Annotated in this window: 13 protein-coding genes; 10 read left to right on the top strand and 3 right to left on the bottom strand. The window is 72.9% G+C overall.

The window, feature by feature from the left end:
* Positions 1-156 precede the first annotated feature (156 nt).
* Positions 157-2,922, bottom strand: coding sequence for an ATP-binding protein (locus EJG53_RS04125; RefSeq protein WP_125043643.1), 2,766 nt, complete (start codon positions 2,920-2,922; stop codon positions 157-159).
* A 359-nt stretch (positions 2,923-3,281) separates the two neighbouring features.
* Between EJG53_RS04125 and EJG53_RS04120 the strand changes: the two genes are divergently transcribed.
* The 8 genes from EJG53_RS04120 (at position 3,282) to EJG53_RS04085 (ending at position 15,077) form a co-directional block, all read left to right on the top strand.
* Complete coding sequence (locus tag EJG53_RS04120) at positions 3,282-5,978, top strand: Pls/PosA family non-ribosomal peptide synthetase (protein WP_371858786.1); 2,697 nt, start codon at positions 3,282-3,284, stop codon at positions 5,976-5,978.
* A gap of 16 nt (positions 5,979-5,994) precedes the next feature.
* Complete coding sequence (locus tag EJG53_RS04115) at positions 5,995-9,105, top strand: non-ribosomal peptide synthetase (protein WP_125043642.1); 3,111 nt, start codon at positions 5,995-5,997, stop codon at positions 9,103-9,105.
* 51 nt (positions 9,106-9,156) lie between these two features.
* A complete protein-coding gene (locus tag EJG53_RS04110; protein ID WP_125043641.1) occupies positions 9,157-10,161 on the top strand; it encodes a TauD/TfdA family dioxygenase in 1,005 nt (334 codons plus the stop codon).
* Positions 10,158-11,240, top strand: coding sequence for a 2,3-diaminopropionate biosynthesis protein SbnB (sbnB, locus tag EJG53_RS04105; RefSeq protein ID WP_125043640.1), 1,083 nt, complete (start codon positions 10,158-10,160; stop codon positions 11,238-11,240). Before EJG53_RS04110 ends, sbnB begins: the two co-directional genes overlap by 4 nt.
* 79 nt (positions 11,241-11,319) lie before the next feature.
* Positions 11,320-12,303 carry a 2,3-diaminopropionate biosynthesis protein SbnA gene (gene sbnA, locus EJG53_RS04100; RefSeq protein ID WP_125043639.1) on the top strand — a complete coding sequence of 328 codons (984 nt, stop codon included), beginning with the start codon at positions 11,320-11,322 and terminating at the stop codon, positions 12,301-12,303.
* A 121-nt stretch (positions 12,304-12,424) separates the two neighbouring features.
* On the top strand, positions 12,425-13,516 hold the full coding sequence (locus EJG53_RS04095; RefSeq protein ID WP_125043638.1) for a glutamate--cysteine ligase 2: 1,092 nt from the start codon (positions 12,425-12,427) through the stop codon (positions 13,514-13,516).
* Between the two features lie 64 nt (positions 13,517-13,580).
* The gene (locus EJG53_RS04090; RefSeq protein WP_125043637.1) at positions 13,581-14,330 is read left to right on the top strand and encodes an SDR family NAD(P)-dependent oxidoreductase; all 750 of its coding nucleotides are present in this window, start codon (positions 13,581-13,583) and stop codon (positions 14,328-14,330) included.
* 144 nt (positions 14,331-14,474) lie between these two features.
* Positions 14,475-15,077, top strand: a complete 603-nt coding sequence (locus EJG53_RS04085; RefSeq protein WP_167515045.1) for a chemotaxis protein CheB — start codon at positions 14,475-14,477, stop codon at positions 15,075-15,077.
* 43 nt (positions 15,078-15,120) lie between these two features.
* On the opposite strand, the gene EJG53_RS04080 is transcribed toward EJG53_RS04085, so the two are convergent.
* Positions 15,121-16,464 carry an alpha/beta hydrolase gene (locus EJG53_RS04080; protein WP_125043636.1) on the bottom strand — a complete coding sequence of 448 codons (1,344 nt, stop codon included), beginning with the start codon at positions 16,462-16,464 and terminating at the stop codon, positions 15,121-15,123.
* A gap of 69 nt (positions 16,465-16,533) precedes the next feature.
* On the opposite strand from EJG53_RS04080, the gene EJG53_RS04075 reads away from it, so the two are divergent.
* Positions 16,534-17,151, top strand: coding sequence for a TetR/AcrR family transcriptional regulator (locus EJG53_RS04075; RefSeq protein WP_125043635.1), 618 nt, complete (start codon positions 16,534-16,536; stop codon positions 17,149-17,151).
* 103 nt (positions 17,152-17,254) lie between these two features.
* Positions 17,255-17,941: an ANTAR domain-containing protein gene (locus EJG53_RS04070; RefSeq protein WP_125043634.1), complete on the top strand. Its 687-nt coding sequence runs from the start codon at positions 17,255-17,257 to the stop codon at positions 17,939-17,941.
* Positions 17,942-18,049: 108 nt separating this feature from the next.
* On the opposite strand, the gene EJG53_RS04065 is transcribed toward EJG53_RS04070, so the two are convergent.
* The gene (locus EJG53_RS04065; protein WP_031010307.1) at positions 18,050-18,289 is read right to left on the bottom strand and encodes a chaplin; all 240 of its coding nucleotides are present in this window, start codon (positions 18,287-18,289) and stop codon (positions 18,050-18,052) included.
* Between the last annotated feature and the right edge of the window lie 189 nt (positions 18,290-18,478).

Below are 18,478 nucleotides of genomic sequence, written 5' to 3'. Positions count from 1 at the left end.
TCTCAACATCGCCACGCCGTTATTCAGAGAATGTCCGGAAACAGCGTGGCGTTCCGGTTGCGGAACGCCGCAGGCTCCTCCGGAGCACATCGCGGCGCCGGCTGTCCCACCAGGAGGCCGGCAGGAGGAACCAGTTCCCTGACCGGGCCGCGTCTTTCAGCCAGGTGGGCCGCCGTTCCAGCCGATCCGGGTGGCGGGATCCGGCGCGTACGAGCAGTACGCCCCCGTCCGGACGCTGCGCTCCAGATGCTGTCCGAGGACGGGGTCGTGCACGGAGATGCGTTTCACCGCCGCCTTCAGGGCCTTGGTGACGCTCAGCCGGGCCCGTTCGCTGTCGGACGCGGCCCGGCGGTCGCGGCCGCCCAGGCCGACGGCGCCGGCCAGTTGCTCGGTCACGGCGTCGAGTTCGACCCGGGCCCGTTCGGCCCGCCCGGTGTCGTGGAAACGTTCCGCCTCGTCCAGTTCCTCGGCCAGTTCGCGCAGCCGCCGGCGATAGGCGTCCTTCGCCCGGGCGTCGAGGACCGGCCCGGCGTCGCCGGACGCCGGGGACACCGGACCGTCCGGCGTCGCCGGGCCGCCGCGTGCCGTACCGCGGTCGGCCGCGGCCAGTTCGCGGGCCGGGAACTCCCGGCCGGGCGCGGCGAGCAGCCGGGCCAGGTAGCCCAGGCCCACCGTGTGCTTGAGATGGACGGTGCGGCCGTCGTGGGCGAGCGCCCAGTAGTCCCCCCGCCTGTGCAGCGAAGCCTGGTGCGGTGGTGCCGCAGGCGCGTCGTCGGTGCCACGCGGTTCCGCCGGAGCGGGGGAGGGGGGCGGCGGGTCCGTGCCGAGTTCCGCCGCGGTGGCCAGTACGGCGGTCGCCGGCGGCCACTGCCGGCCGTGGTCGCGGGCCTCCTCGAAGCGCCGGTCGCCCAGCTCCCTGCGGGCCTTGGCGATACCGGCCGCCCGCCAGCCCTTGAGGAACGACAGCAGCGCGGCGCCGGACTTCTTCCGGGCCGTGTCCGACGCGCCGAACAGTGCGGCCGCCTGCTCGTAGTGGTGGTGGGAGACGGCCAGCATGGCGGTGACCTGGAAGACCTCGGCCAGGCCCCACGGAGCGTCGAGCCGGTGGAACAGACGCAGCGCCTCTCCCGTACGGGCACGGGCGTCCCGCACGTCACCCAGGCCCCACGAAGCGGTGGCGAGGGTGAGTTCGGCCCAGGCGATGCTCTTCGGTTCCCCGGACTCGCACAGCAGCCGGAACGCCGTCCGGCCGTGGTGTCCGGCCTGCGTGAAGTCGCTCCGGGTGACCTCCACCATGGCCAGGAACAGGTACGACCAGCCCACCAGCCACGGATCGTCGGTCTTCAGCGCGGCCGTCAGCGATTCGCCCAGCGTCTCCACCGCGGCGTCCGGGTTCCCGAGCAGCAGCGCGCCGAACCCGAGGTACTGCAGGGAGCACACCAGCCCCGGCAGGTCGCCGTCGCGCCGCGACAGGCGCTCGGCCTCGGAGCAGGAGAGCCAGGCGCGCTCCGGGTCCCCCTGGATCACCGCGAGCAGTCCCAGCCCGTTCAGGGCCCGTACGCGGCCTTTGGCGGCGGCGTTCCGGTCGGCTCCCAGTGCCCGTTCGAGCCAGACGCGTCCCTCGGCGTAGCGCCCCTGGAGGTCCCAGAAGGACGCGAGGGCGCCGGCCAGGCGGACCGCGCCGTCGACGTCGTGGGAGGCCAGCAGCCATTCGAGGGCGGCACGCAGATCGTCGTGCTCGGCCTTGAGCCGGTCCACCCACACCGCCTGGTGCGGGCTGCGGAACCGTTCCCACGCCTGCTCGGCGAGGTCGTGGAAGTACGCGGCGTGCTGCGCGGACAGCGGGCCCAGCTCGCCCCGCCGCCGCAGCCGGGCGAGCCCGTAGGCGCGCAGCGTCTTCAGCAGCCGGTAGCGGGCGGGGGAGTGCACGGGGACGACCGTCACCAGCGACTTGTCGACAAGTCGCAGGAGCAGGTCGCCCGGGCAGGCGGGGCCGGCCTCCTCCGTGGCGACGGCCTCCACGGCGTCCAGGGTGAAGGCACCGGCGAACACCGACAGCCGTTCGAACAGTTTCCGTTCGGGCTCGCTGAGCAGGTCGTAGCTCCACTCGACGACGCTGTCCAGCGTCCGGTGGCGGCGCAGCGGGGCCCGGGTCTCCCAGGCCAGGAGCCGGAACCGGTCGTCGAGCCACCTGCTGAGCTGCTCGGCGTCGAGCGCGTTCGTCCGGGCCGCGGCCAGTTCGATGGCCAGCGGCAGACCGTCCAGCTTCCGGCAGATCTCCGCCACCGCCGCCGCGTTCGCCTCGGTGACCGCGAAGCCCGGCTCGACCGCCGTGGCCCGGTCCACGAACAGCCGGACCGCGTCGTACTCCAGGACATCGGCCCCGGCGGCCTGGGCGGGCGGCGTGGCGAGCCCCGTGACCGGCCAGAGGGCCTCACCGGGGATACCGAGTCGTTCCCGGCTGGTCGCCATGACCCGTAAGTTCCGGCAGGCGGAGAGCAGCGGCAGAACGAGCTGCGCGACCGCTTCCACGAGGTGTTCGCAGCAGTCCAGCACCAGCAGCATGACCTTGTCGCGCAGCCGCTCCACCAGGACGTCCGGCAGCGTTCTCCCCGCCTGTTCCTGGACCTCCAGCCCCGCCGCGACGGCGTGGGCCACCAGCAACGGCTCGCTCAGTCCGGCCAGTTCCACGAAACGCGCCCCGTCCCGGTAGCGGGACGTGAGACTCGTGGCCACCTCGACGGCGAGCCGGCTCTTGCCCGCCCCGCCGGCCCCGGTCAGGGTGACCAGCCGGTTCCGTTCCAGGCGCGCGCAGACTCCGGCGGCTTCGTGGCGCCGGCCGACAAAGGTCGTCAGCGGCGCGGGCAGTTCCCTCGGTCCTCCGGCCGACACCATCTTCGACGCTCCAACCCAGCGGCGCATCGAAGCGCCACCCCCCGCTCGCGAGAATAGGTTCACGCCGGGCGGCGAAACAACCGAAACCGGTTTCGTCTTCTGCCGGTAACGGGTCTGACCTGCGGTGGGTGCAGGGCGCCGACGGGCCGGCGGGGGACCGGTGAGCTGTGCGGCGCCGGCGGTGAGCCAGGGGCGGGAGCGGCGGTACGGCGGCCGCGGGCGTACCGCCCCTACGGTGCACGGCCTCCGTCACACGGCCCGGACCGTGGGGTCATTTCCCGGGTGTTACGTGAATTTTCACGGTGTTCCCCGGCCGTTCACGCCTCCAACGGCGAGGGGTCCGATCCGCCGGGCCCGTGACTCCGCTCCTCCGAGGAGGTCACGTGGTGGGAAAATCCGTCGAGGCGCCACCAGCGGCACCGTCCGAACCATCGGCACCGTCCGGACCAGCCGCACCTTCCGAATTAGCCACAGCGTCCGAATCAGCCGGACCGTCCGGAGCGTCAGCACCTTCCGCATCGGCCGAACCGTGCGAAGCAGCAGCCGCCGTCCTCGCCGCGATACTGGCGGACGTCCTGCACGTCGGCCACGTCGCGCCCGACGCCCACTTCTTCACCGACCTGGGCGCCGACTCGCTGGTCATGGCCCACTTCTGTGCCCGGGTCAGGAAACGCGCCGCTCTCCCGTCGGTGTCGATGCGGGACGTCTACCGGTACCCGACGATCACCGCTCTGGCGGCGGCCCTCATCGACACCGCGGACACCGCAGACCCCGCGCCAGGACAGTCACCGGCCCCGGTCGCGGCCTCCGCCGCACCCCCGCCCCCTGACCCGGCCCCCTCCGGGCCGCCGCCTCCGCGCCCCGTCGGCACCCTCGCGTACATCCTCTGCGGCACCCTGCAACTCCTGACGTTCCTCGGCTACTCCTTCCTCGCCGCCGTCGTCACCGCCCGCGGCTGGGACTGGATGTCCGGCGCGTCCGGCGCGGGCGGTGTCTACGTGCGCGCGGTCCTCTTCGGAGCAGCGGTGTTCCTCGGGCTGTGCGCCTTCCCGGTCCTCGCCAAGTGGGTGCTCGTCGGGCGGTGGACGCAGCGGGAGCTCCGCGTCTGGAGCCTGGCGTACTTCCGGTTCTGGGCCGTCAGGACGCTCGCGCAGACGAGTCCGCTGGTCCTCTTCACCGGCTCGCCGCTCTACACCGGCTACCTCAGGGCACTGGGCGCCAAGATCGGACGGGACGTCACGATCCTGTCCAAGCACGTGCCCGTCTGCACCGATCTGCTGACCGTCGGCGCGGGCACGGTCGTCCGCAAGGACGTGTACTTCACCTGCTACCGGGCCGACGCGGGGGTGATCCGGACCGGCCCGGTCGTCCTCGGACGGGACGTGCTGGTCAGCGAGGCGACGGTGCTGGACATCGGTACGTCGCTGGGCGACGGGGCCCGGCTCGGCCATGCCTCCGCCCTCCACACGGGCCAGGCCGTGCCCGCCGGGGAACACTGGCACGGCTCGCCCGCGCAGCGTACGGAGGCCGGACACCGGACGCACGACGGGGCCTTCCGCAGCACTCCGCGGGTGGCCTACGGGACCCTGCAACTGCTGGGCGTCCTGCTCGTGTACCTGCCGCTGGCCATCGGCGGCGTGAGCATACTGCTGGCCGCGGTGCCGCGCCTCGCCTCGCTCCTGGACTCGGGACCGCTCGCCTTCAGGGACTGGTCGTTCTACGGCGAGGCCCTGGCCGCCTCGGCCGCCCTCTTCTTCGGCGCGCTGGCCGCCGGACTCCTCATGGTGGTCACGGTGCCCCGGCTGCTCCACCTCGCCATCGAGCCGGGCCGGGCGTACCGGATGTACGGCCTGCACTATTCGCTGCACCGCACGATCGCGCGGATGACCAACGTCAAGTTCTTCATGCGGTTCTTCGGCGACAGCTCCTACGTCGTCACCTACCTCGGCCGCCTCGGCTACGACCTGTCCCGCGTCGAGCAGACGGGGTCCAACTTCGGGACGGAGGTCAAGCACGAGTCCCCGTACCTCAGCTCGGTCGGCAGCGGCACGATGATCGCCGACGGCCTGTCCCTCATGAACGCGGAGTACTCCCGGACCTCCTTCCGCCTCTCCCGTGTCACGATCGGACCCCGCAACTTCCTCGGCAACCACGTCTGCTACCCGCCCGGGGGCCGGACCGGCGACAACTGCCTTCTCGCGACGAAGGTCGCGGTCCCCCTCGACGGGCCCGTACGGGAAGGCGTGGGCCTCCTCGGCTCGCCCTGCTTCGAGATCCCGCGCTCCGTCGAGCGCGACGCCGCCTTCGACCACCTGCGCGAAGGCGACGCGCTACGCCGCCACCTGGCCGCCAAGAATGCCTACAACCTCCGGTCGATGGGCCTGTTGCTGCTGGTCCGGTGGGCGCAGGTGTATGTCCTCACCCTGCTCGCCTGGGCCGCCGCCGACCTGTACCACGCGCTCGGTGCCGCGGCGGTCGCGGCGGCCTCCGTGCTGGGGCTGCTCTTCTCCGTCACGTCCTCGGTGTGCGCCGAGCGGGCCGCCACCGGGTTCCGGCGCATGACGCCGCGGTACTGCTCGATCTACGCGCCGTACTTCTGGCGGCACGAACGTTTCTGGAAGCTGCACGCCATGCCGTCGCGCTTCCTGAACGGCACCCCGTTCAAGAGCCTGGTCTGGCGGGCGCTCGGCGTACGGATCGGACGGCGGCTGTACGACGACGGCTGCGCCATGCCCGAACGTTCCCTCGTCACGATCGGGGACCACTGCACCCTCAACGCGGGCAGCGTCATCCAGTGCCACTCGCAGGAGGACGGCACCTTCAAGTCCGACCGCACCGTCCTCGGCGACGGCTGCACCCTCGGCACCGGCGCCCTCGTCCACTACGGGGTCACGGTGGGCGACGGCGCGGCGCTCGCGGCCGACTCCTTCCTGATGAAGGGCGAGGAGGTGCCCCGGGACGCGCGGTGGGGCGGAAACCCCGCACGGGAGATGCCCGCACGGGAGTTACCGGCCGGGGAGCTGCCCGTCCCCGCGCCGCGCAGTGGTTCACAGGCCCCGCACCACCCCGAGCGCACGGACTGAGAGCGGAGGAACACCGATGGCGAAGTCAGCGGAGGAAGCCGGCCGCGCGTTCTGGCGCGGCGTGTTCGACGGCGGCGGCTTCACCGCCGTTCCCCGGTGGGCCCACCGTCCCGTACCCGGACTGGCCGAGTACCGGGCGGCCGTCCCGGCCGGCCTCGTCACGGAGCTGGGGCGCGTCGCGGAGGAACTGGCGGTGCCGCTCCGGACCGTACTGCTGGCGGCACACGCCAAGGTGCTCGCCGCGCTGACCGGTGAACCGGAGGTCACGACCGGGTACGCCGCGACGGCGGGCGGGCGGGCGCTGCCCTGTCGGCTGACGGCCGCCCCCGGTTCGTGGCGGGCCCTGGTGCTGCACACCCGACGCGCCGAGTCCCGGCTCCTGGCGCACCAGGACGTCCGGCCCGAGCCGACGGGCCTGCCGGACCGGGAGCCGCTGCTGTCCGAGGTGGTCTTCGCTCCGCACGACACCGGTGACGGGCTCCCCGAGGACGTCGTCCTGTCGGTCGGCATCGTCCGGTGCCGAGGCCGCCTCATCGTGCGGCTGCGCCATCGCACCGACGCGCTCGACACGGAGTGCGCCGCCAGGATCGCCGGTTACCACCTCACCGCGCTCGCGCTGATCGCCGCCGATCCGCACGCCGACCACACCCGGCAGAGCCTGCTCTCCGCCGACGAGCTCCACCATCAGCTCGAAGGGCTCGCGGGGCCCCGCAGGGACCTGCCCGACCGCCGCGCCCACGAACTCTTCGAACAGCAGGCGGCCGCTCACCCCGACGCCGTCGCGGCCGTCCAGGGCGACCGTAGTTGGACGTACGCGCAGCTCAACGCCCACGCCAATCAGCTCGGCCGGGCGCTGCTGGCCCGCGGGCTGCGCCGCGAAGGAGTCGTCGCGGTGGTCACCGAGCGGAACCTCGACTGGACGGCCGCCGTCCTCGCCGTCCTCAAAGCCGGCGGCGTCTACCTGCCGATCGAGCCGCACTTCCCCGCCGACCGCATCGCCAAGATCCTCGCCCGGTCGGGCTGCGCCCTCGTGCTGACCGAGCACGGCAGCACCGCCACCCTCGACCAGGCTCTGAAGGACCTGCCCGAGGTGCGGTGCCTGACCGTCGGGACGGCGTACGCGGAAGAGCACGCCGACGGCGGCCTGGGTGTCACGGTGACCGCCGGACAGCTCGCCTACATCTACTTCACCTCCGGCTCCACCGGCGAGCCCAAGGGCGCGATGTGCGAGCACGCGGGCCTGCTCAACCACCTCTTCGCGAAGATCGACGACCTGGAGATCGGGCCGGGGCGGACGGTCGCCCAGACCGCGCCCCGGTGCTTCGACATCTCGCTGTGGCAACTGATCGCGGCGCTCCTCGTCGGCGGCCGGACGTTCCTGGTCGAACAGGACGCGATCCTCGACGTCCCCCGGTTCGTCGACCGGATCACCGAAGGCCGGGTGAACGTCCTCCAGGTCGTACCGTCGTACCTGGAAGCCGTCCTGTCCTACCTGGAGCAGCACCCCCGCGCCCTGCCCGACCTGCGGTACGTGTCCGCGACCGGTGAGGCGCTCAAGCCGGAGCTGGCCCAGCGCTGGTTCGCCGCCCGGCCCGGCACCGCCCTGGTCAACGCGTACGGGCTGACCGAGACCTCGGACGACACCAACCACGAGGTCATGCGCGGCGCACCGGACGGGGCACGCGTCCCGCTCGGCCCGCCCGTCGCCAACGTACGGGTGTACGTCGTAGACGAACACCTCGCACCCGTGCCGCTCGGCGCCCCCGGCGCGATCGTCTTCTCCGGCGTCTGCGTCGGCCGCGGCTACGTCAACGACCCCGAACGCACCCGCGTCTGCTTCGGCACCGACCCGCACCGGCCCGGTCAACGCCTCTACCAGGGCGGAGACTTCGGGCGCTGGCGGCCCGACGGAAAACTGGACTACCTCGGGCGCCGCGACGCCCAGGTCAAGGTCCGCGGCTTCCGTATCGAGACCGGCGAGGTGGAGAACGCCCTGCTGCGGGTGCCCGGTGTCCGCGACGGCGCCGTGATCGTCACCGAACGCGCAGGCCAGGGCGCACGCCTGGTGGCCTTCTACCGCGGCCCGCGCCCCCTCGCGACCGACCTGCTGCGCAGCCGGCTGGCACAGTCGCTGCCCGCGTACATGGTGCCGTCGGCCTTCCACCGGCACGACGGCCCGCTGCCGCTGACCGCCAACAGCAAGACCGACCGCAAGGCCCTCGCCGCCCTCGCCGCCGGACTCGACGACGCGGACGGCCGGCACCTCGCGCCCCGGACACCGGCCGAGCGGCGGCTCGCCACCGCGTGGGCCACGGTGCTCGGCGTCCCGCAGGACCGGGTCGGCCGCCGGGACCACTTCTTCGACCGGGGCGGCACCTCGCTGGCCGCGGTGAAGTTGGCGATCCTCCTGGACCGCGCGGTCTCCCTCAAGGACGTCACCCGGCACCCGGTCCTCGCCGACCTGGCGGACGTGCTCGACGGCAGGTCCCGGCAGCCGGGCGCGGCGCTGCTGCGGCCGCTGACGGCACCGGACGGCGCGCACGACGGCGCCCTGGTGTGCTTTCCCTGGGCGGGCGCCGACGCGGCGGCCTTCCAGCCGCTGGCCGACGCGCTGCGCGACAGCGGGCGGGCGGTCTACGCGGTCGAGCTGCCCGGACGGGACACGACCGCACGGCCCGTCGAGGTCGCCGAGGCCGCCGCGGAGATCGTCGCCGGCATCGTCCGCCTCGGCCTGACCGGACCGCTGCTGTGGGGGCATGCTTCGGGGGCCGCGTACGCCGTGGAGGCGGCCAGGCAACTGGAGGAGCGCGGTACGGCGGCCCGGCGGCTGTTCATCGGCGCGCGGTGGCCCGGAGACGGCCACGACGAGCACGCCGACGACGAACCGGCGCACCACCACCTCACCCACGCCCTGGCCGCCCCGCTGTCCACACCCGTCACCGCGGTCGTCGCCGCCGACGACCCGCGGACCGCGCGCTTCCGGCACCGCCACCAGGACTGGAGGCCGCTGGCCGAACACGTCGAGCTGTACGTCCTGACGGCCGGCGGCCACCACTTCCCGCGCACCCGGCCGGCCGACACAGCGCGTGCGGTACTGCACGCCGCCGAACTCCGCACGTCCCCCTGAAGGCCCCGGAACTCTCCTGCGGACCGCCACCCACGACCGAAAGGGCCTCCCATGCCCCACCCGCCCGCCACCCCGCCACTCGACCTGAACCTGCTCCCCGGCACACCCCCGGTCCTCCTCGCCGAACCCACCGGCGACGCGGCGAGCTGGGCCGCCGGATACCGGGACACCCTGCGCACCCTCGCCGTCGAGCACGGCGCGGTCCTGGTACGCGGCCTCGGGCTGCACGACGCCGACCAGGCCGGTGCCGTCTTCCGGCACCTGGCCACCGGCCTGCTCACGGAACGCGAGGCGTTCGCCCCGCGACGGGAGTACGCCGATGGCGTGTACTCCTCCGCGAAGTGGCCGCCGTACCAGCCGATGTGTATGCACCACGAACTCAGCTACACCCTCGACGCCCCCGGCCTGCTGCTCTTCGCCTGTCTGACCGCACCGGGCAGCGGCGGCGCCACCGCGGTCGCCGACGCGTCCGCCGTCCTCGACGCGCTGCCCGCCGAGCTGACCGGCCGCTTCGAACGGGAGGGCTGGCTGCTGACCAGGAGCTACAACGACGAGGTGGGCGCCTCCCTGACCGAGGCGTTCGGCACCGACGACCGCCGTGCCGTCGAACGCTACTGTCGCGGCCACGCCATCGACTTCGCCTGGCAGCCGGACGGCGGCCTGCGCACCCGGCAGCGGCGCGGTGCCGTACTGCGCCACCCCGTGACCGGCCACCGCTGCTGGTTCAACCAGATCGCCTTCCTCAACGCCTGGACGATGGACCCCGAGGTGCGCGAGTACCTGACCGACCTGTACGGCGCCGACGCGCTGCCGTTCGACACGCGTTACGGCGGCGGCGACCCGATCGGTGAGGACGTCGTACAACTGCTCAACACCGTCTACGAGGCCCACACCGCGCGCGAGCCGTGGCAGCCCGGCGACCTGATGGTCGTCGACAACGTCCGGACGGCCCACAGCAGGGAGCCCTACGAAGGGCCGCGCGAAGTGCTCGTGGCGATGACCGACGCGGTGCGCCCGACCGCCCGCGTGCCCGGAGCGGAGGCGATCGCGTCATGACGCTCACCCGCCCCGCCGGGACGGAGCCCGTACCGGGGGCGCCGCGCACCGCGCCGTCCTTCGCGGTGATCTCCGGCGCTCAGGTGCGGCACGCCCTGCGCGGCCGGGAACGGGAGATCGTCGAGCTGGTCGAAGCCACCTACCGGCTGCACGGCGCCGGTGACACGGTCGACCCGCCGTCGTACTTCCTGCGCTTGCCCGACCGCCCGGACTCCCGCATCATCGCGCTGCCCGCCTCGCTCGGCGGGCCCACGCCGGTGGACGGCCTCAAGTGGATCTCCAGCTTCCCGCAGAACGTGGCCGCCGGCCTGCCCAGGGCCTCGGCCGTACTGATCCTCAACGACCCTGCCACCGGATATCCGTACGCCTGCCTGGAAAGCTCGATCATCAGCGCCACCAGGACGGCGGCGTCCGCGGTGGCGGCGGCCGACCGGCTCAGCCGCGGCCGCCCGCGACCGCGCCGCGTCGGCTTCGTGGGCACCGGCCTGATCGCCCGCTACATCCACACCTTCCTGGCCGCCACCGGCTGGCGGTTCGACGCGATCGGCGTGTACGACGTGTCCGCCGACAGCGCGGCGGGCTTCCGTACGTACCTCGAATCGGCGGCCGAAGCGTCCCCGGCCGCCGCTCAGGTCACCCTGCACACCGACCCCGGGCAGCTTGTCCGCGCCAGCGATCTCGTCGTCTTCGCCACCGTCGCCGCCCGGCCGCACATCGGCGACCTCTCGTGGTTCGCGCACCACCCGCTGGTGCTGCACGTGTCGCTGCGCGACCTGGCTCCCGAGATCCTGCTCGCGGCGGCCAACATCGTCGACGACGCCGACCACTGCCTGCGCGCCGGTACCTCGCCCCACCTGGCCGAACAGCTCAGCGGCGGCCGTGACTTCGTCACCGGGACGCTGGCGGACGTGCTGGCCGGCCGGGTGCGGGTGCCCGCGGACCGGACGGTGGTCTTCTCGCCCTTCGGCCTGGGCGTGCTCGACCTGGCCGTCGGCGCCTTCGTCCACGGCGCGGTGGCCCGCACCGGGGACCTGCACCTGATCGACGACTTCTTCCACGAATTACGCCGGTACGGATGAACGCGGCGCCGGTGTCGAAGCACCGGCCGCGCCGGCCCGGACGAACGACTGTGTGCACTGCAGAACGAGGGGGGACAAAGTGCCAGTCATATCCTTGCCGCTGGACTTCAACGAGGAGGACCTCTACGTCGACCTGCGGGCGACGTTCGGGCACCCGCTCTACCTGAAGTGCGAGGGCTTCAACTTCGCTGGTTCGATCAAACTGAAGGCCGCCACGGAGATGGTGGCGGCCGCCGAACGCGACGGGGTGCTCACACCGGGGGCCACCCTGGTCGAGTCCTCGTCCGGAAACCTGGGCGTGGCGCTGAGCATCATCGCGGCGAGCAAGGGCTACGGGTTCCTGTGCGTGACGGACGCCCGCTGCAACCTGTCGGCCCTGCGGATGATGGAGGCGCTGGGCAGCCAGGTGCATGTCATCACCGAGCCGGACGCCGGCCAGGGCTTCCTCGGCGCGCGCATCGACTACGTACGCAACCTGACCGCCTCCGACGACCGCTACGTCTGGCTCAACCAGTTCACCAGCCCCGACAACTGGAAGGCGCACTACCGCAGCACGGCACCGGCCATCGCCCGCCAGTTCCCGCGGCTGGACGTCCTGTTCGTCGGCGCCGGCACCACCGGGACCCTCATGGGCTGCGCCCGCTACTTCCGTACGTGGCACCGCCCGGTGCGCGTCATCGCGGTGGACAGCGTCGGCTCGGTGTCCTTCGGGGGCGCCCCGGGCCGCCGGATGATCCCCGGCCTGGGCACCAGCGTCCCGCCGCACCTGCTCGACACCTCCTTCGTCGACGAGGTGGTCCGGGTGGAGGAGACGGACACCGTCCGCGCCTGTCACCGGCTGGCCGGCCGCGGCTTCCTCTTCGGCGGTTCCACCGGCACCGTCGTCAGCGGCGCCACCGCCTGGCTCAGCCGCCACCACCCGCACCGCTTCACCGCCGTCGCCATCGCCCCGGACCTCGGCGAGCGCTATCTCGACACCGTCTACCGGCCCACCTGGCTGCGGGACGCCTACGGCGAGGAACTGCTCGCCACCGACGGACTGGCGGCAGCCCGGTCCGCCTGACCCGCGTACACCGTGGCCGAAGGGCCCCGGCCGGTTCACCGTGGCCCGGGAAGTCACCGGGAGTGAGCGGCCGGGGCCGGGGTACGCGTGCGGTTCCGGAAGCGGAGAAAGGGTGGACGACGTGCGCAGTGTGGGTGTGGAGGAGGAACTGCTGCTGGTGGACGCGCGGACCGGTGAGCCGCGGGCGCTCTCGGCGGCGGTCCTCGCGGCGGCGTCGCGGGACCCGCTGGGCAACGAGGAGGTCTTCGAGAGCGAGCTGCACCGGCAGCAACTGGAGTTCGCCACCCGGCCGCAGACGGACATGGGCGACCTGGCCAAGGAGATCCGGCGCTGGCGGGCGGAGGCGGCCCGCCATGCCGAGGGCGTACGGGCGTCGGTGGCCGCCCTGGCCACCTCGCCGCTGGAGGTGAGCCCGTCCATCGGCAGCGGCGAACGCCACCAGTGGCTCGCGGAGAACTTCGGCCTCACCGCCCAGGAACAGTTGACGTGCGGCTGCCACATCCACGTCTCGGTGGACTCCGACGAGGAGGGCGTGGCCGTACTGGACCGGATACGGCCCTGGCTGTCCGTACTGCTGGCGATGAGCGCGAACTCGCCGTTCTGGCAGGGCGGGGACAGCGGGTACGGCAGCTACCGCAACCGGGTGTGGGGACGCTGGCCGTCGGCCGGCCCGGTCGAGGTGTTCGGCACCGCCGACCGCTACCACGAGCAGGTCGGCGACATGACCGCCAGCGGCGTGCTGAAGGACGCGGGCATGGTCTACTTCGACGCGCGCCTGTCCCAGGCGTACCCCACCGTGGAGACCCGGGTCGCCGACGTGTGCCTGGACCCGTCCACCACCGTGCTGCTGGCCACCTTGACCCGCGGCCTGGTGGAGACCGCGGTACGCCAGTGGCACGACGGCGTCCCGCCCGGCCGCCACACCGTCGCGCTGCTGCGCCTGGCTACGTGGCGGGCCGCCCGGTCGGGCCTGGAAGGCGAACTCATCCACCCCGTCACGATGCGCCCGGCCCCGGCCGAGGCCGTCGTACGGGCCCTGTTCGACCACGTACGCGACGCCCTGGAGGACAGCGGCGACATCGTGCCTGCCCAGGAGGCGCTGGCGAACCTGCTGAAGACGGGCAACGGCGCCCGCGTGCAACGGGAGTTGCTGCGCGGCACGGGCAGCCTGCGGGACGTGGTCACCGAATGCGTACGGCGCACGCTCGACTGAGACGGGCACGCCACCGGCACGGGCGGGGGAGCGGGCCGGGCAGCCTGCCGTGATCGGAGGGGACATGGACGACCTGAGGGGCAGGACCGCCGTGGTCACCGGTGCCGCGAGCGGCATCGGGCGGGGGATGGCCGAGGCGTTCGCCGACGCGGGCATGCGGGTGGTGCTCAGCGACGTGGAGGAGGCGGTGCTCCGGGTCACGGCGGCGGAACTGCGGGACGGCGGCGCCGACGTGCACGCCGTCGTCACCGACGTGGCCGAGGCGGACGACGTCACCGCGCTCGCCGCATCCGCCCTGCGCGCCTACGGCGCCGTACACGTCCTGTGCAACAACGCGGGCGTCTACACGGGCAGCAAGCCGAGCTGGGAGAGCACCCTCGACGACTGGGCGTGGATCCTCGGCGTGAACCTGATGGGCGTCGTGCACGGCATCCGGACGTTCCTGCCGGTCATGATCGAGCAGGACGAGGAGGCGCACATCGTCAACACCGCCTCGATGGCCGGACTGCTGCCGGGCGGTTCGCTGTACGGGGCGACGAAGACCGCCGTCGTCTCCCTCTCGGAGACACTGCACCTGGAACTCGTCGAGAGCGGCCACAAGCCACGCGTGTCCGTCCTGTGCCCCGGCCTGGTCGCCACGGACATCTACCACTCCCAGCGCAACCGGCCGGCCCGCTACTCCGACGCGGGCCGGGTCCCGGCCAACTGGTCGGTCGAAGCGGCCCGGAAAGCCTTCGAGAACTTCGGCGTCCCCCGCGCACCATCGGCGACGCGGTGGTACGGGCCATCCACGAGGAGCGCTTCTACGTCCTGACCCACCCGGAATACCGGGACCACATCAAGCACCGGCCCCAGCAGATACTCGACGGTGAGAACCCGACGCTGCTGCCTCCGCCGGGGAAGTGAACCGGGGGGCGCGGGGCGTGTCGCCGTGACCGTCCGCCGTTAGGGTCGCCGTATGGCGGCGACACGGTGCATCGACGAGAGCTGCGCCATGGTGGCCATCGCCGCCTCGGCCGGAGGGGTGTTCGCGCTGTTGGAGCTGTTCAGCTCTTTCACCGTGGGGCCGCCGGTGCCCATCCTGGTCGTACAGCACCTGAGCCCGCGGCACCGCACGCTGCTCGACACGGTCCTCCAGCGGCGTACGCGGGTACCGGTCGCCCTGGCCCGGGACGGTGAGCGGGCCGTGGCCGGGCGGGTCCACCTGGCGCCGCCCGACCGGCATCTGCTCGTCGGACCGGGCGGCGTCCTCGCCCTGTCCGGCACGGAACGGGTGAACCGGGTCAGGCCCGCCGCGGACCGGCTGTTCACCTCGGTCGCCGAGCACTACGGGGACCGGGCCTGGGCCTTCGTGCTCAGCGGGACCGGGCGCGACGGCGCGGCGGGTGCCCGGGCCGTCAAGGACCGCGGCGGCACCGTCGTGGTCCAGGACCCGGACACCGCCGACTACCCCGGCATGCCCCGGGCCACGCTGGAGGCCACTGCGGTGGACCACGTGCTGGCCCTGCACGAGATCGAGGAGATGATCCGCGCGTTCGCCGCTTCGGGGCAGAAGACCTGACGGCAGGGCTCCGGACGGCCGGTCGGGACGGGTGCCCGGCCGCTCACTTGTGGTCGCGGAGGAAGGCCGGGACGTCGGCGCGGGTCGGGTAGTCGGGCAGCGGGGCGGGCCTGTCCTGGAGGAATGCGGTGATGACGGCTGCCGCTCGGCGGTCGTTGTCGTCCAGGCCGTTCCACATGTGGTGGCCGACGCCGGGCATGTACTGGGTGCGCCGGACGGCGGGGTCGGCCGCGAGGACGGTGGTCTCCCACTGCCGGACCTGGGAGGAGCACTCGGCGATCATCAGCATCGCGGGTGTCCGCGAGCGCTTCAGCCGAGGGGCGAGGGAGGGGGAGTCCTCGACCGTCTCCTGGACGCGGAGGCTGGCGGCGGCGCTGAAGGAGAAGTTCCGCGCCGTGTCCTCGACCGGGATGCGGTGGGCGTCCCGCGCGCAGTAGGCGGACGCGGTGTCGCTGCCGAGGTCGGCGGCGGTGAAGGCGTTGTCGCCCTCCGCCTGGCCCACCAGCCCGTTGCCGGGGCTCAGCAGTCCGAGCCGCAGGAGGCCGAACGCGATCGCGTACCGAGGGACGCGGGTGGAGCGCGGTCCGGTCATGGCCGGTGCGATGTCGCGGGCCGACGGCCGGCCCCGCTGCCCCGCGATCCGGGCGGTGGGGCCGTCCATCGGGCCCGGCTCGGCGATGACCGCCCGGCGCAGGCGGGCGGCGACGGCCGGTTCGGCCAGCGCGCGGGTGAGCACGACCCCGCCCGAGGAGAAGCCCAGCACATCGGCGCGGCCCTTGCCGCGTGCGCCCAGCTCACCGACGAAGGCACCGAGGTCACGGACGGACCGGGTGATCGAGTACTGGTCCATGGGCAGCAGGTCGCTGCGCCCGCCGCCGGCCTGCTCATAGGCGTACACGTCGTGGCCCTGCCCCGCGAGCCGTTGCAGGAAGCGGTGGTCGAGCAGCGAAATGCCGCGTACCGGGCCGCCGTTGAGGTAGACGAGTGGCGCGCGGTGCCGGGGGCCGTCGCCGGTGGGCGGGTAGTGGTAGACCGCGACCCGGCTGCCGGTGGCCAGGCTCCAGTGTTCGGTGGTCACGAACGGCAGGGCGGGCGGGTGGCGGCGCGCCGTGGGGACGGTGGGGATGCACACCGACAGCGTCAGGGCTGCTGCGACGAGTACCGGCAGGAGAGGGACCAGCCGCTTCCGCCAGGGCCGCCGCCGGCCCCGCCACAGCGCGGCGAGGACCGCAACGGTGACGGTCACGGACCAGGCGAGGAACCCCGAGCCCGCGCCGTCGGTGGCGATGACGAGCGCGAGGAAGGCGGCGACCAGACCTGCCGCCGCGGCGATGAGCGCCAGGAGGAGGCCGGTAAAGCGTAAGACACGGTGGACGGACGGTGACACGGTCGATCTCCCCCTGCTTTTGAAACGCTGTTTTGAAACGATGTTAGCAGGGCGGGTAGGGTGTTCCCCATGGGAAGGCCGAGAACGAACGACGCCGCAGTCAGAGAGCGGCTGGTGGCATGCGCGACCGAGATGTTCGCCACCCGCCCCCAGGAGTCGGTCACGGTCCGCGCGCTGGCCGCCGCCGCCGGCACGTCGACGGCGGCGGTGTACACCCTGTTCCAGGGGAAGGACGGACTGATCCGCGAGGTGCGCGACCAGGCGGTCGCCGGCCTGTTCCAGGACCTGTCGGCGGTCCCCGGCTCGGAAGCCGCCCTGGACGATCTGTACGCGCTGGCCGTGGCCTATCGCCGCTGGGGGCGCGAACACCGCCATCTGTACTCGGTGTTGTTCGGTGGCGCGCAGTCCTTCGTCCCGTCGGACCGGGTCGGCGACCGCGACCCGGTGCGGCCGCTGGTCGCGGCGATCGACCGGGCCGTGGCGGACGGCGTCCTCGCGGGCGGCACCCCGCAGATCGCCGTGTCGCTGTGGGTCGCCCTGCACGGGCTCGTCACCCTCGAACTCGCCGGTGCCCTCGAAGGTGCCGCAGCCGAGACCGCTTTCCGGTCGACGATCGACGCCGTACTGCGCGGGTGGGCAACTCCCGCCGCGCACCCCGTCCTTCGGCGCGCGGACACGGCGAGCTGAGACCGCGTTCGGCGCACCCTCCGGTCCGTGGCTGTCATACATTGGCGTGACAGCGGCCCGCAGCGGGCCCCCGGGACGGTCCGTTGCGGTGGGTGGGGGAGCCATGTCGGGACAGACCGTCGCGAGCCTGATCGAGAAGCTGCAGCCCGGTGGACCGGGACCGTCCCGTGGGTGGTGCGCCCAGTGCGCCGTGCTGCTGGACGTGGACGGCACGGCCGTCTCGCTGCATTTCGACGGCTCGCAACTGCTGTGGCACAGCGACCCGGACGGGGCACGTCTGGACGATCTCCAGTTCACCCTGGGCGAGGGCCCCGGCCTGGACGCGGCCCGCGACGGCGCCCTGTGCCTGGTCGCCGACCTGTCCCGCACCCACGGCTCCCGATGGCCGATGTTCGCCGCGCAGGCACGGGAACTGGGCATCCGGGCGGTCTTCGCCTTCCCCCTGCGCCTCGGTGCGCTGCGCGTCGGCGCCCTGACCTGTCACTGCCGCACACCCCGCCGGCTCGCGCCGGAGAGCGCCGCCGACGCGCTGACGCTCGCGGACGCGCTGACCCTGTTCCTGCTCGGCGGTCGGCACACCCGTACGCGCGTCCTGCGCCCTTCGGACCTGCACCGTTCGGAAGTCCACCAGGCCACCGGGATGCTCAGCGTCCACCTCCGGGTGCCGCTGGCCAGTGCCCTGGCGCGGCTGCGCGCCCATGCCTTCGCCACCGACCGTCCCATCGCCGACGTGGCCCGCGACGTGGTGGCCGGGCGCCTGCGGCTGCCGCGCGATGCCACCAGCGCCTGACCGTACGGGCCGCACACACGACGAAGGTGCGGGACGGCTGTACAGCCGTCCCGCACCGGGAATCACACGCCGTCCCGCCCGGGGCGGTGGCGCGTCAGGTGGTCGACGTCAGTCGTTGACGCAGGTGTTGCCGAAGGTCGGGTTGAGCAGACCGACGACGTTGATGCTGTTGCCGCACACGTTGACCGGCACGTGGACCGGAACCTGAACGGTGTTGCCGGAGACCACGCCCGGCGAGTTCAGCGCCGCGCCCTGGGCCCCGGAGTCGGCAGTCGCGAGGCTCGCGCCGCCCAGGATGATGGCGCAGGTTCCCGCGGCGGCGACGGCAGTCTTGATGGCACGCGACATGGAATGTTGCTCCTCGTACATTGAGAAAAAGGACAGGCGGCCTGGCGGGGACACCCGGTGCCCGCCACCACGGCTGGTGGGCCGCCGACCACCAATCAACCCGATGCGGCGCCGTTTGTCGCGAGGAACGGAGGGTGTTCACTCTATTTAGGGTGGAGATCGAATCAGCGTATTATTTCTCCAGGTCAG

The sequence above is a fragment of the Streptomyces chrestomyceticus JCM 4735 genome, from assembly GCF_003865135.1.
In the GTDB taxonomy this organism is placed as follows: Bacteria; Actinomycetota; Actinomycetes; order Streptomycetales; family Streptomycetaceae; genus Streptomyces; species Streptomyces chrestomyceticus.
Note: the sequence above shows the minus strand (reverse complement) of the source record. Positions and strands in the feature narration are given on the sequence as shown.

What these genes read in the sequence shown, in the direction of transcription:
- EJG53_RS04085 (WP_167515045.1), top strand. Translation starts at nt 14,475, where the DNA reads ATGGCGGCGACACGGTGCATCGACGAGAGCTGCGCCATGGTGGCCATC.
- EJG53_RS04065 (WP_031010307.1), bottom strand. Translation starts at nt 18,289, where the DNA reads ATGTCGCGTGCCATCAAGACTGCCGTCGCCGCCGCGGGAACCTGCGCC.
- EJG53_RS04115 (WP_125043642.1), top strand. Translation starts at nt 5,995, where the DNA reads ATGGCGAAGTCAGCGGAGGAAGCCGGCCGCGCGTTCTGGCGCGGCGTG.
- EJG53_RS04070 (WP_125043634.1), top strand. Translation starts at nt 17,255, where the DNA reads ATGTCGGGACAGACCGTCGCGAGCCTGATCGAGAAGCTGCAGCCCGGT.
- EJG53_RS04075 (WP_125043635.1), top strand. Translation starts at nt 16,534, where the DNA reads ATGGGAAGGCCGAGAACGAACGACGCCGCAGTCAGAGAGCGGCTGGTG.
- EJG53_RS04090 (WP_125043637.1), top strand. Translation starts at nt 13,581, where the DNA reads ATGGACGACCTGAGGGGCAGGACCGCCGTGGTCACCGGTGCCGCGAGC.
- sbnB (WP_125043640.1), top strand. Translation starts at nt 10,158, where the DNA reads ATGACGCTCACCCGCCCCGCCGGGACGGAGCCCGTACCGGGGGCGCCG.
- EJG53_RS04110 (WP_125043641.1), top strand. Translation starts at nt 9,157, where the DNA reads ATGCCCCACCCGCCCGCCACCCCGCCACTCGACCTGAACCTGCTCCCC.
- EJG53_RS04125 (WP_125043643.1), bottom strand. Translation starts at nt 2,922, where the DNA reads ATGCGCCGCTGGGTTGGAGCGTCGAAGATGGTGTCGGCCGGAGGACCG.